The following is a 14,466-nucleotide window of genomic DNA, read 5'->3' as shown; positions in this document are numbered from 1 at the left end:
GATGGATTATTCCGTTGCCGCGGCTGAATTAGCGCGTGCAGTTGCGCAGATTCGCGCCATTCAAAAAGTCAGAAAAATCATTAAATAAGTAGACACTGCTTAGAAAATTCCGGATTATGGCTTTGCCTAATCCGGGCTCCCTGCCGCTGCCCTTACTAAAAATTAAGTACTTAATGTCTTCAAGCTAAGGTAACGGTTTTGGTGACGAATTAGATAAAATGATAATTCACCCCGACACGCACCACATGACCATCAAAGCGAGTTGTACTGCTTACTGCATTATTAAAGTAGTAAGGCGGGCCATACGGGGTGATAAAATTATTAATAAGATTGCCATCCTTATAGATCACTGAACCAAGGTTATAGTATAAATACTCTATTTTGGCACTCCATGCGGGGCGGGGCATCCACGCGAAACTGCCGCCAACGGTCCAGCCTAGGCGGGTATTGGCATAATATCCAACGGAACGCCAATTGGCGTCAAGATTATTGGTATTTTGCGGGATGCCATAGCTTTGGATGATCCTGGTTTGGGAACGAACACCGCCATAAGCAAATCCTCCTGTTCCCGAAAGTAAAAAAGCAGGATTTATAAGATAGCCTAAATGTCCACGTACAGTACCTAGAAAATCAGTACCCTGGACAATAGCGGTGTTGGTATTGATAATTTGCGGATCGCCATTATTATCATTAAAATTGACTGCTGATGCAGACCATTTTTTGCGGTTACTTTCAGAAATGCCTTGAATATCTGCCTCGAAACCCACAACATAATGACTTTGCAGTGTCTGATTGAAGCCAAGCTGCCCTCCGCCAATAAACCCGGCATTAGCTAATGATGATTTATTTTTTGTGCCTGTAACCGCGGCAGTGGCGTAGGCTAATCCTTGGCTGCAACCCATAGTATTAGGGCAATATTGCACATTATGAGCATTAATAAGCAGTGGATCGCTACTGGAAAAAGCGCCGCCAAGATTAATACCACCATAAAAACCGTTCCACATGGGGGCAATTGTCGTCCCCATCGCACCCGCATGAAGCACACTACCATAGAATGCGGTGGTAAAAATTAAGGTAGATAACGCAATTTTTTGCATGGCATCAATCCCTGATGAATAAACACGAAAAGGTAATTTGCTTAACTTAGCATGGCGTATGGTTGTGAACAAGACAGAGATTTTTATACTTTTTAAGTAACTTACAATAAGTTAGCTAATTTATTCTATGCTAATACACAGGGTTATCCACAGGAAGAGCAATTTATCAAATTAATTAATATTTATAAAATACAATATAATCAATACGTTATGTGTTAACATTCCTCTTGTTTGAAAAAACATACAAAGTTATTCACAATTTACAGGGTGTTTATATTTCTAACATGGCCATACCTTTGTTAAAATCACTTTGCAATACCGCGCGACGATGGTTAAATAGTGGTTAATATTACGATGACTAAAAAAATTATGAATGAAGTTGCAGAACAAAAAGCCTTAACCGAATTTACTGAAAAAGCCTACCTGGATTATTCAATGTATGTAATCTTAGATAGGGCATTGCCGCATATTGCCGATGGCTTAAAACCGGTACAACGCCGTATTGTTTACGCTATGTCTGAACTTGGTTTAAAAGCGACGGCCAAACATAAAAAATCGGCGCGTACCGTCGGGGATGTATTGGGTAAATTCCATCCTCATGGTGACAGTGCTTGTTATGAAGCGATGGTTTTAATGGCGCAGCCTTTTTCCTACCGTTATCCTTTTGTCGACGGGCAAGGAAACTGGGGCTCTCCCGATGACCCAAAATCCTTTGCTGCCATGCGTTATACTGAAGCGCGCCTATCTGCTTATGCTGACGTGCTCTTGGCCGAATTACAGCAAGGTACCGTCGATTGGGTGGATAATTTTGATGGCACACTGCAAGAACCTTCCTTGTTGCCTGCGCGGTTGCCGAATATTTTATTAAATGGTGCTACTGGGATTGCGGTGGGGATGGCCTCTGATATTTTGCCGCACAATTTAACCGAGGTAGCTAATGCCTGTGTGCACTTACTCGATAATCCCCAGGCTGATTTAAGCGCTATTATGCAGCATATTAAAGGCCCTGATTTTCCGACCGCTGCAGAAATCATTACCCCACCCGAAGCGATTACGACTTTGTATGCAACGGGACATGGTTCGATTAAGATGCGCGCCATTTATAACCCAGAAAAACAAAATATCGTTATTACGGCCCTGCCTTATCAAGTGTCTGGTGCTAAAGTAATGGAACAAATTGCTTTGCAGATGCAACAAAAAAAATTGCCCATGGTTGAGGATTTACGCGATGAATCCGATCATGAGCATCCTACGCGACTGGTGATTATTCCACGCTCTAATCGTGTTGATGTCGATGGTTTAATGTCGCATTTATTTGCCACGACTGATTTGGAACGCAGTTATCGCGTAAATTTCAATATGATTGGTCTCGATGGCAAACCACGGGTAAAAAACTTGATAACCATTTTAAGTGAATGGTTGATTTATCGCGTTAGCGTAGTAAAAAGACGTTTGGAATACCGTCTAGCTAAAGTTCTAGAACGCATCCATGTGTTGGAAGGATTATTGATTGCTTATCTGAATATTGATGAGGTCATTGCCATTATTCGTGAACATGAGCATCCTAAACAAGGCTTAATCGCGCGCTTTAATCTTAGTGAACGGCAAGCCGAAGCGATTTTAGAAATGAAACTGCGGCATTTGGCAAAATTAGAAGAAATAAAAATACGCGGTGAGTTAGATGAGCTGAGTATTGAGCGCGATCATTTGCAAAGTATCTTGACCAGTGAACAGAAATTAAAAAATTTAGTTAAAGATGAGATTATTAAAGACCGTGATGCGTTTGGCGATGTTCGCCGTTCACCCATTATTGTCCGTCAAGAATCACAAGCATTAAAAGAAGAAGATATTCTTCCGAACGAGCCGATTACGGTCGTGCTCTCTAAAAATGGTTGGGTACGTGCGGCTAAAGGCCACGATATTAATGGCAGTGAACTCAGTTATAAAGCTGGGGATGAGTTTAAGGCACAAGCAACGGCACGCTCGAACCAACAAATTGTCTTTTTTGATAGCGAAGGTAAAGTGTATTCGTTACCAGGTCATTCTCTTCCTTCAGCCAGGGGGCAGGGCGAGCCATTAACCGGTAAATTAAATCCTGCAGAAGGCATTTTATTTGAGACGGTTGTTGGGGGCGAAGCTGAGCAATTAGTATTATTAGCCAGTGATGCAGGTTATGGCTTTGTGGCTAAAATGAGCGATCTTTATGTAAAAAACCGTAATGGTAAAGCCTGTGTTAAATTGCCTGCGGCCAGCCGTATCTTACCACCGCGTATCTTGCCTAATCAGGAGGAATTATTGGTAGCTTGTGCCACCAGTGTTGGGCGTCTGCTTATTTTTTCCATTAAAGAGTTGCCTGAGTTATCACGTGGCAAGGGAAATAAATTAATTAGTATTCCTGCTACTAAAACAGCATCACGTGAAGAATATGTTATTGATGTCCAGGTTCTCTCCAATCAGGATGTGCTGACGGTGCATGCTGGAAAGCGTCATTTCACGCTAAAAGGAGCGGATCTGGAGCATTATAAAGGGGAGCGTGGTCGTCGTGGCAACCGCCTGCCTCGTGGGTTGCAGAATGTAACTCAGCTACAAGTTATCAGCGCGGATAAGGCTCTGCCGGCATCGTAGTAAAGCCACTAGGAGTGATAAGCATATGGTTTCTGGTGACCTTGGTGGATTAAAGCGGTTATTAATCCTAAATTAGCTATGAAATCAGAAATAGGGATGATAAAGTCTTCTAATGTCATGGTGTTACCGCGATGACATTTTGTTTCCATGAAGGGAAATAGTTAAGATAGGGAATTATCTGCTCCATGTTAAAGACGTTGATTTTTTTCATATGCTTATTGCTTAGCGCTTGTATGGTCGGTCCTAATTATAAAGAGCCGCCCAAGCAAGTCGCCATGCATTGGGCGAAAAAAAATGCTTCCGTTAAAGAAAAATCCTTCAAAGATACAAAATGGTGGCAGGAATTTCATGACCCTGTACTGACCTCTATTATTTATCAGGGCTATCACAACAATTTATCCCTACAAGCGGCCGGGGTTAAGGTGTTGCGAGCGCGCGCACAATTGGCGCAAGCTGTAGGCGGCCTGTATCCCCAACAACAATTAATTTCTGGTAGCTATAATTACACGCGCATTGGCGGTACGTCCTTCCAACAAATTTTACCATCAAGTTTTGATACCGCCTCTTTAGGTTTTTCCGCGAATTGGGAATTGGATTTTTGGGGTAAATACCGCCGGGCAATACAAGCCAATGATGCCGCTTTTTTAGAGTCACTAGCTGCTTACGATAATGCTTTAGTCACATTAACTTCGGATGTTGCGACTACCTACATTAAAATTCGTACTTATGAAGAACAAATCAGGATCACCAAAGCAAACATTATCGTCCAAAAAATGGGCTTAAGAATTGCCCGTGCGCGTTATAATGCAGGGCAAGCTAGTCTTGTGGATGTAGAGCAAGCACTTACTGAGTTGGCGCAAACTGAAGCAACTTTGCCAGCAAACGTTGCTAATTTACAAAAGCAAAAAGATGCGTTAGCAGTTTTACTCGGCACGATTCCTAACGGTATTGATAGTGTTATTCAAAAAAGCCAGGGCATACCCAAAGCACCCTCATCGGTTGCGGTAGGCATTCCTAAAGAAGCTTTAGCCAGACGCCCAGATATTCATCAGGCTCGATTAGAAGCGGTAGGGCAATCTGCTTCTATTGGTGCTACTAAGGCTGATTTGTATCCGGCACTGTCATTAAGTGGTGCCTTTGCTTTTTCTTCAAATAATATTGGCCAATCCTCCATTACCGATATATTCCACTGGGCGAATCGTAATATTGTCGCCGGTCCAAGCCTAAGTTGGCCTATCTTAAATTATGGCCAAATTACCAATGCAGTGCGCGCACAAGACGCCTCTTTCCAACAAGCCTTATTAAATTATATGAATGTCGTTTTAAAGGCTCAGCAAGAAGTGCAAGATAACATTACCGCTTATATTGAAGCCAAAAAAGCAGCGCACTTCTTGACGCAGGCGAATACGGCGGCGATTAAATCACTACAATTGGCTTTAATACGCTACAAAGAAGGTGAAACTGATTTTACACCGGTGCTTAATGCCGAACAGCAACAATTGAGTGTGCAAACCTCGCTGGTTAAGGCTCAAGGTGATATTCCGCAAGCTTTAGTGGCGCTTTACCGAGCCCTTGGTGGTGGCTGGGAAATTCGTGGTGGTGATGATGTGGTGTCGCAACAGATTAAAACCGAAATGGCGGCGCGCACTAATTGGGGTACGTTGTTGCAGCAACCTAATCACCAGCCACCGGTTACACGCAAGCAAAAAATAAAAGAACTTTATCTACCAAAATGGTAATCCGTATGAACTTTAATAAAAATTCAAAACCAGTCAAATTCGCAGGAATCGCTGTCGCGGCGTTGTTTTGTGTTTATGTCATTGTCCATTTATTTACAAAACATAATCCGCCAGAAATCCCTCCGCCAGCAGTTGTAGTGCAAAAACCGCAATTAAGAGAGATGGTTGAATATGTAACGCAAACAGGAACTACCGTTGCTTATAACTCGGTTAACTTGGTGGCGCGTGTTGAAGGGTTTTTAGAAAAAATTGAATTTGTTGATGGCTCCTTTGTTAAAAAAGGCCAAGAGTTGTTTGTGATTCAGCCCGAACCATATCTTGAGCAATTAAAGGCAGCCCAGGCTACAGTGGCGGCACAAAAGGCGGCGGATGCTTATAATAAGTCGGAATATGCTCGTCAAAAACGGATGTATACCCAAAGTGCTACTTCATTAAATGAAGTGGAAAAATGGCTGGCTAAGACGCAAGAAATTACGGCAGAAATAGATAAGGCAACCGCAGAAGCGATTAATGCGACGATTACTTACAGTTACACTCATGTTTTAGCACCATTTGATGGGCGTATTGGTCGCCATTTAGTGGATGTTGGTAATTTAGTTGGGAATGGTATCGCGACTAATTTAGCGACAGTGGAGCAGATTGCCCCGCTTTATGTTTATTTTAATCTTAATGAGATTGATTTAATTCGCTTGCGTACCGCGGCTCGTGCTAAAGGGCTTAAGCCGAAGGACATTAATACTATTCCTGTAGATATTAGCATGCAAAACCCAGTTGATTTCAAATACAAAGCCACCTTAGATTTCATTAATACCGGGCTTAATGCATCTACCGGAACAATGGAATTGCGCGCCGTATTACCCAACAAAGACCATACCTTTATCCCTGGCCTATTTGTGCAAGTACGCGTTGCGATTACACAACCAGCCCAGCAATTAACGGTGCCTGATACGGCCGTGCTTTATGACCAAATTGGCCCTTACTTATATTTAATGGACAAGGAGAATAAGGTGGTCTTAAAACGGGTGACCTTGGGCAGTGTGGAACAGGGCTGGCGTGGTATCGTTAAAGGCTTGGACGTGCAAGATAATGTGATTGTTGATGGACTGCAAAATGCAACGCCGGGCAATAAGGTAATGCCACAATTGGCGCAGCAAGAATCAACAAAGCTCGCTAATTAAGAATTTTTGTTGCTGGGCGAGGGTGGAGTAGATTAAATGAGGCGCAATAGAACTTTTGCTTAAGGATGAGATGGTGTTGAGCCGTCAGGCCAACCTACAGTGAGACAACATAATGATTTCTAAATTTTTTATTGAGCGGCCAATATTGGCAAATGTCATCGCGCTACTCCTCGTCTTGCTGGGAATGGTGGCTATAGCTGTTTTACCGGTGGCACAATATCCGGCTATCGTGCCGCCTACTATTCAAGTAACAACCACATATCCTGGGGCGGATGCAAAAACTTTAATTAATACCGTTGCTCTTCCCATTGAACAACAAGTCAATGGCGTAGAAAAGATGCTGTATATGCAATCGACTAGTACCGATAGTGGTTCTTATACGTTAATTGTTACTTTTGCCATTGGCACGGATCTTAATTTTGCGCAAGTATTGGTACAAAACCGCGTGCAGGCCGCGATGGCGCAGTTACCAGAATCAGTGCAAAAACAAGGTGTGGTCGTACAACAAAAATCTACTGCTATTTTGCAGTTTATTACGCTCACTTCCGAGAATGGCAAATATGATGGCTTATTTCTGGATAACTATGCGGCCATTAATATGCAAGATGAATTGGCGCGCTTGCCAGGAGTGGGTAACGTACTTATTTTTGGTACGGGTACTTACGCGATGCGTGTGTGGCTTGATCCGCAGAAAATGCTCTCTTATGCTTTAAATCCTAGTGATGTATTGAATGCTATTAGCCGACAAAACCAAGAAGTTTCTGCTGGGCAGATTGCCGCTCCGCCCACATCGGGAGCTCAGCCCTATCAGTTTACCGTTAATGTGCCAGGGCAGCGTGCTAATCAGGAAGAATTTGCTGACATTATTATTAAAACCATCGCAACGCAACCTAATGAAAGCGCCAATGGCAGTAGTAGTGCCAAAATTGTGCGCATTCGTGATGTTGGGCGTGTTGAATTAGGTTCTTCCAGCTACAGCCAGTTGGCAAAACTCAATAATAAACCTACCGCGGCGATTGGTATTTATCAGCTTCCTGGCGCTAATGCCTTGCAAGTGGCGAAAGAAGTACGTGCGACCGTAGCGGAAATGGCTAAAAAATTTCCTCCTGGGATGCAGTATTCGGTTCCATTTGATACAACTATTTTTGTCAATGCTTCCGTCACTGAAGTGTATAAGACCCTATTTGAGGCGGGCATTTTAGTTTTAATCGTTATTCTTTTTTTCTTACAAAATTTTCGCGCAACCCTCGTGCCTACAACAACCGTGCCGGTGACGATTATTGGCGCCTTTTTTGCCATGCTCTTATTGAGTTATTCGATTAACTTATTAACTTTATTCGCGTTGGTGTTAGCCATTGGTATTGTGGTGGATGATGCAATTGTGATTGTTGAAGGTGTAACCCAATATATTGAACGTGGTACATCGCCTAAAGAGTCGGCAATCATTGCGATGAACGAATTATTAGGTCCTATTATTGGGATTACCCTCGTGCTAATGGCCGTCTTTGTGCCGGCTGGCTTTATGCCTGGTTTAACCGGCGCTATGTATGCGCAGTTTGCTTTAGTTATTGCCGCAACAGCGTTTATTAGTGCGATTAACGCGATGACGCTAAAGCCAACTCAGTGCGCTTTATGGCTAAAACCTGTGGATAGTCATAAAGAGAAGAATTTCGTATTTCGTTGGTTTGATAAGATTTATTATCCGGTAGAAAATACTTACATTAGTTTTATTGATAGGTTAGTGCATAAAAATAAGATGGTCTGCTCTATTGGTCTTCTTTTAGTATTATTGGCTATTTTGGGTCTGAGTCGAATTCCTACGGGGTTTATTCCTATTGAAGACCAGGGTTATGTCATGATGAACGTGCAATTACCTGATGGGGCTAGCTTGGGGCGTACCGAAGCTTTATTGCATAAGCTTAGCGCACAAGTAGCCAAAGTAGATGGTATTCAGGATGTGATTACCATTGATGGGATATCTTTATTGGACAATAGCGCTAATCTGGCCAATGCCGGTGCGTTGTATATCATGTTTAAGGATTGGAGTGTGCGTGGTAGCAAAGAGGGATTATTACCACTTTACACCAAGCTTAATGAAATTGCGCAAAAAACGCTTGAGGCTAAGGTGTTAGTGATGGTGCCGCCCCCAATTCAAGGCTTGGGTTCTTCGGGTGGTTTTCAAATGCAACTTGAGTTGCAAGATGGTTCGTTTGATTATCGTAAATTACAAGCAGCAACGGATCAAATGATTCGTTATGCGAGTCAACAACCTGAATTACAACGGCTAATGACTTCCTTTCGTGCGTCAGTGCCACAGGTCTCGGCACCGATTAATCGCATTAAAGCCGAATCATTAGGGGTCAAAGTGGGTGATGCTACCGATGCATTACAAACATATCTTGGTTCTTCCTATGTGAATTTATTCACTAAATTTGGCCAGGTATTTCAGGTTTATGTGCAGGCAGATGCTCCTTATCGCATGACTATCGAAGATGTACGGAATCTGTATGTAAAAAACCAGTCAGGCGGTATGGTACCCCTAGGTACGTTAACTGATATTTACCCGGCGGTCGGTCCTTCGCTCATTTCTCTCTATAATTTATATCCATCAAGTAATATTTATGGCATGGCCGCTACCGGTTATAGCTCAGGTGAGGCCATGCAGGCTATGGAGCGCGTAGCCAAGGAGGTTTTACCGGCAGGCGTTTCCTATGAATGGACCAGTACGGCTTATCAGGAAAAAATAGCAGGCAACATGAGTTATTATATTTTCATTTTGTCGTTAATCCTGGTGTATATGATTTTAGCAGGGCAATATGAAAACTGGGTTACGCCGGCAGCTATTTTATTAAGTGTCCCTTTAGCTTTAATCGGTACTGTACTGGCTTTATCTGCATTGGGATTGGCAAATAATATGTACACGCAAATAGGGGTTTTGCTCTTAATTGCGTTAGCCGCCAAGAATGCGATTTTGATTGTTGAGGTGGCACGTGAACAACGACAATTCCATAATAAATCCATCATGGAATCGGCCGTGCTTGGTGCTAAGACGCGTTTTCGTCCAATATTGATGACTTCTTTTGCTTTTATCTTAGGAGTGATGCCGTTGGTGTTTGCTACCGGCGCCGGTGCTAATGCTCGCCGCTCTATTGGTATCGCGGTTTGTAGTGGCATGTTGGCATCTACCTGTTTGGCGGTGGTGTTTGTGCCTGCTTTTTATGTCATGTTGCAAAGCTGGCAGGAGCGTAGACAAGCGAAGAAGGCAAAAAAACTGAGCATTGCTACCATAAAAGAGTGATCACTATGGAGTTTAAGCGTGAATTAAGCTGTGATAGATGCATTTCCCGCTCAATTATTGAGCGATTAGGTGGTTAATAATTATCAAAGCATTACATTGGTGCAAATTTAGCGTAAATTTTTTATAATTTGCTTATAAATCCTGCTACAATCTAAGTATAAAGATTAAGTGGGGTCTAGTATGCTAAGTGCGCAACAAGAACTACAACGCATCTATATGGAAAGGCTCCTGACCAAGGCGTTAATAGAGGCCTTGAGCAGTAAGAGCCCTTTAAATTTTGATCCACAAGGACGAGTCTTAATTACGGTCTCTAATCAAGAAGATCGGGACTTATTTTTCAACGCCACTGGCCGTGAGCCTGCAGTAAATACTACGGTAAGTTTGGATGTTACGGCTGATTCCGAGCTTAAAGCTGAATACCTGAAGCATTATGGTTTGACAGAAGAGCAATTTGCGCAACTAGAGGGTTGCCGAGGTAGTATTATCCCCTTACAACAAGAATTTCATTTTCACTTAGGTTTAACGGCGCGCACCTATACCAAAATGGATAAGGAACGTTTTCCTGAAGTAAAAATGAATATTGCTCATGAAGCAGCCATGACTCGGGTGAACGAACTGGTCACTACTGCTTTTAAGGATGCGCTTAAGAACGCGACTAAAGATGGCAATATAGATGATGTAAAATTAGTTAGGGCTTTGGACAAAGCACGCAAAAGTATTTCTAGTGAAGCACACCATATTTTTTTGGAAGAGGTGGTCAAAGCCACTGGCAACCGTTTGACGAAGAAAGAAATGAAAAACCTGCATGTCAAACACAAAGCGGAAGTAACAACTGCTACCAATAATGATTTATTGCACGTTGATCAATCCTTAGGTCAATTTACTTGGATTGGTGGTACCGATGTGACGGCGCATGATCGTGGCCAAGGTATAGACCATCTTGCCAATCGCCAAATTATGACGGTTGCTTTAGCTGAGGGCAATCAAGGCATGTCGCGGGTGCAAATCAGAATCCCTTCCCTTGATGTAAAAGAGGGGATTATTTCTGATAAGGCTAAGGCAAAGGGTAAAGAAGGAATCACTAAGGCTGAGGCGGTTAGCGATGTGGCTACTAAGCTTGCTTACCTGCAAAGCCACTATAACATGCGCGATGAGATTAGCACTAACCCAGTGGGTAAGGCCTTTACCTATAACCTGTTGACGGCGCTTAATGACCGTTTTGAGGGTGGCAAAAATAAACAATCCCAAGGTGCCCGTTTTATTTTAGAGGGCGCGCATGAATATAATGCCAGCCAACTTAAGAATGCTAAGGAAATAGAGCCGGTATTTTGTTTGGTGCAAAATATATCGATTAATGGTTTTGGTGACAGCTTGGGTTATGGTGGCAATGATCTAAAAACAGAAGCGACCTTGATGGCAGAAATGGCCATGTTGTATAATTTGGTTGATAAGAATGACCGTCAAAAAGCAACAATTGAACCTGTTTTTGCGCAATATAAGGCTTATTTAACATCCGATCGCAGTGAACAGCCTTTTTTTTCCCAGTCAGAACAAGGCAAAGAAGTCATCGCACAAATTCAAGAGATTAAAGCGGGATGGGCAAATACCAATCAACGTGAAAATGTACGTGAGCTGGACACCGTGAGCAAAGCCCGCGGCGCCTTAAAAGTGATGATGGCTAATGACTTGCATCAGCAACATCAATACGCTAAAGCCTTCCAGGCACTGTCTATTTTTGTTGAGCAAGCATCCATTGCCGGTTGTAAAAGTGGTAATGAGCGCGCCCAGGCTATTGCCGGACGCGTTTCTGTCTTAGATAGTGTTGCGCATAATCCCAACGATCCGATTGTGAAGGCCATGGTTGACCTTGCCAAGGCTGAACCTAAGGATGTAGCGGTAAAAGCCGCAGCGTTAAAACAACAAATTGATACAAAATATGACCATAACTTGCAATCTGGAGTATCGCTGATCAGTGCGGCGGATCAAGGTGCGGCGGCGAAAGTCAATCCGAAAATAGGTCTTGCTGGTTTATTTAATCGCAACTACGCCGAAGAATCCACTATGGAGCATCTGCATCAGGGTAAAGCCGGTAAAATGCAGGCGCATAAAGGATTGACTAAACAAATGGCTGATGCGGCAGAAGGACCAAAACCCATGGGCTTTTTTGCCTTCTTGAAAGCAAAATTAGGTACTTTGGGTACGGTTGCTATGGCTGTTGCTACGGTTGTTGCTGTGGCCGCTGCTGTTGCCATTCCTGGTCTTGCGCCCGCACTAATCGCCGTTGGTGTATTTGCAGTGGGTGGAGCAAAAATTCTGCATGATGAGTATAAAAAAGAAGAACAGGCTAAATTTGCCCAAAAAATGCAAATGGCTGAGCGTCAGCATGCAGATACGGTAGTGCAAAGCAGCCATGCGCAAGCCCAAGAGCAACAAGCTAAAAAAGCAACTGCTACACCTGAGCATGGTGTGAAACAAGATGTAACTGATGTACCCCAAAAAGTTAAAGAACCCGTTGCTGATTTTAGGAAAGCAAGTCCTTCATCTGTAGCAGAAGTGCCTTTAAATTCACAACAAGTTGTGCAACATATGGCGAGTATGAAAGAGGTGTTAAGTGACATTAGAAAAATTGGTGCAGAACGCGAGCAGATAATCGTGAAACCCGATGAGGATGTGCATAGTCATGTTGTCCCCCATTAACACGGGGGGTGTGGTTTTCGTTAACAAAACCCATTGTGTCAGGCGCTTGCTTGGCACAATTTTCCACATGTTTCCCGTGAAACACTCGAGATAGTTGATAGTTCCTAGTGTTCTAGCAAGTTCTTAATGGCTTCTTGTTGCGTTGTAGGCAATTGTGTTAACGGCAGCGTCGCTAATCCGGCCGCCTTATATAAATGATGCATGTTGGTGTTTTCCATCGCCTTTAAGTGTAAGGCAAGTGTATTTAGGTCGCCGCGCCCTAATGGCCCCGTAAGGGCATCAGCAATGCGTTCGCTTTGCTGTATATTCGTTACATTACCTTGCATCAGATTGAGGAGCATCCGTCGGCTTTGCTGCGCTTGCAGGCCCGCTTTTAGCAGCAGTTCTTCACTGCAGGCAGCAAGTGTAATTAAATAGTTTGATGCGATGCAAGCTGCTGCGTGGTACATGGCTTTATGTTCAGGGGCAATGGCCGAGACATAAGCGCCTAAACGAGAAAATGTTTGTTGCAACCAGTCACATACGTCTGCATCTCCTTCAAAAACACAATCCACCTGATTAAAGGCCTCCTTGTCTAAGTAATTGCTTTTAAATGCTTTTAATGGATGAAAGCTAGCAATCGCACAACCCTTTGTTTGCAGTGGAGCGAGCAACGATGAGTTTAATACCCCACTGCTGTGAATTACAAAACTTCCTGGTTTTAAGCTGGCTTGATTGGTTAATGCCACCACCAATGCGGGAATTGCATCATCATTACAACAGAGCCAGGTAATGTCTGCTGCAGGTAATTTGTTGAGTTCTGGCACTGCCAAGCCAAAACCAATATCCTGGCAAGCTTTATAAGTACTGGCTATGGAGCGATTACAAATAGATAGCGAAGAAATGGCGTGCACGCTCGTTAAAGCGAGCCCAATATTTTTGCCGAGTCGACCGGCGCCAATGATATTGCATTTCATGTTATTGCCTTGTTACATTTTAGGAGAGGTTTGTTTGTATTATTTAGGCTAAAACTTGCATAAATAACGCAAATTTTACAAAAAACAAGCACCATTCAACTTCATTATTGGTTATAATAATCACAATTTGTCATTTTGGGAAATGAATTATGCCTTACTTGGTAACGGGTACCGCTCCGCAAATTTTTTCAGCTTTCGGTCATCCAGGTTTTTTGGATCAAACTAATGCTCAAATTCATCGCGACGAGGATATTTTACGAACCCCCTTTATCGGTACACCGCTGCAAGCAAAACAGCATTGTGCTTCATGGCGGCAAAGGTTCGCGGCGCGACATTATATGTCGGGCAATATGTCTGCTAGTATTTTACAAGGCATACTCGGTGATGAGCCTTTTAAAAAAGAAAATGAATATATTGAAAAGTATAAACAACAATATGCATGTCAGCATTTTGCTTACATGAATGACCATGGAGTCCCCTGTGGTCTGATGGTTATGTCGCGACGCGATGATCCGAGTCAGTGGATGATTGGCTTGATAAAGAACCCTCACCGTGACCCCAAACACCGCGAAGTTGTACTTTTATCCAGCGTTGATGTGAGCAATAAGATTGTACCAGAGGCACAAATTAAGGTGCAACCAGTGTCATTTGCTAATAATCATTTATTGCAGCAAGTGGATTCGGTAATTGTTCTTGAATTATTAAATCAAGCATTTAAAGATGAAAGCGGCTTAATTAATAAGCATTTTTTTGCGCGGCTTGGTTTAATTACACGTACTTTTAAAACCACAGAAGACGTGCTATTGCGTGACCCAATTAATTTTCCGGCACTTAATGTTGCAGGGCTTTTTGCTGATAATCATGCTCTTGATTTAA

The 14,466-nt window shown here is 42.9% G+C and carries 7 protein-coding genes and 2 pseudogenes; 7 read left to right on the top strand and 2 right to left on the bottom strand.

Annotation, left to right across the window (positions count from 1 at the left end):
- A pseudogene (locus LDG_RS18880) lies at window positions 1-88 on the top strand (F0F1 ATP synthase subunit epsilon); the annotation flags it as partial.
- Between the two features lie 121 nt (window positions 89-209).
- Here LDG_RS18880 and LDG_RS05215 read toward each other — a convergent pair.
- Window positions 210-1,097, bottom strand: a complete 888-nt coding sequence (locus LDG_RS05215) for an outer membrane protein (protein ID WP_006870131.1) — start codon at window positions 1,095-1,097, stop codon at window positions 210-212.
- A 354-nt stretch (window positions 1,098-1,451) separates the two neighbouring features.
- Between LDG_RS05215 and parC the strand changes: the two genes are divergently transcribed.
- The 5 genes from parC to LDG_RS05190 all read left to right on the top strand — a co-directional run bounded on the left by parC (window position 1,452) and on the right by LDG_RS05190 (window position 12,634).
- Window positions 1,452-3,722, top strand: a complete 2,271-nt coding sequence (gene parC / locus LDG_RS05210; RefSeq protein WP_006870129.1) for a DNA topoisomerase IV subunit A — start codon at window positions 1,452-1,454, stop codon at window positions 3,720-3,722.
- A gap of 185 nt (window positions 3,723-3,907) precedes the next feature.
- The gene (locus LDG_RS05205; RefSeq protein WP_006870127.1) at window positions 3,908-5,461 is read left to right on the top strand and encodes an efflux transporter outer membrane subunit; all 1,554 of its coding nucleotides are present in this window, start codon (window positions 3,908-3,910) and stop codon (window positions 5,459-5,461) included.
- 5 nt (window positions 5,462-5,466) lie between these two features.
- The gene (locus tag LDG_RS05200) at window positions 5,467-6,639 is read left to right on the top strand and encodes an efflux RND transporter periplasmic adaptor subunit (protein WP_006870126.1); all 1,173 of its coding nucleotides are present in this window, start codon (window positions 5,467-5,469) and stop codon (window positions 6,637-6,639) included.
- 112 nt (window positions 6,640-6,751) lie between these two features.
- Entirely contained in the window at window positions 6,752-9,937 is a 3,186-nt protein-coding gene (locus tag LDG_RS05195) for an efflux RND transporter permease subunit (protein ID WP_006870125.1), read from the top strand.
- 180 nt (window positions 9,938-10,117) lie between these two features.
- Window positions 10,118-12,634 carry a hypothetical protein gene (locus LDG_RS05190; RefSeq protein ID WP_006870124.1) on the top strand — a complete coding sequence of 839 codons (2,517 nt, stop codon included), beginning with the start codon at window positions 10,118-10,120 and terminating at the stop codon, window positions 12,632-12,634.
- A gap of 104 nt (window positions 12,635-12,738) precedes the next feature.
- Here the strand turns inward: LDG_RS05190 and LDG_RS05185 are convergent, their stop codons facing one another.
- A complete protein-coding gene (locus tag LDG_RS05185) occupies window positions 12,739-13,590 on the bottom strand; it encodes a Rossmann-like and DUF2520 domain-containing protein (protein ID WP_006870123.1) in 852 nt (283 codons plus the stop codon).
- A 149-nt stretch (window positions 13,591-13,739) separates the two neighbouring features.
- Between LDG_RS05185 and LDG_RS19570 the strand changes: the two are divergent.
- Window positions 13,740-14,466: pseudogene (locus LDG_RS19570) on the top strand (hypothetical protein); the annotation flags it as partial.

It is taken from the genome of Legionella drancourtii LLAP12 (assembly GCF_000162755.2).
Classification (GTDB): domain Bacteria; phylum Pseudomonadota; class Gammaproteobacteria; order Legionellales; family Legionellaceae; genus Legionella; species Legionella drancourtii.
This window is presented reverse-complemented; position numbering and strand designations above follow the sequence as displayed.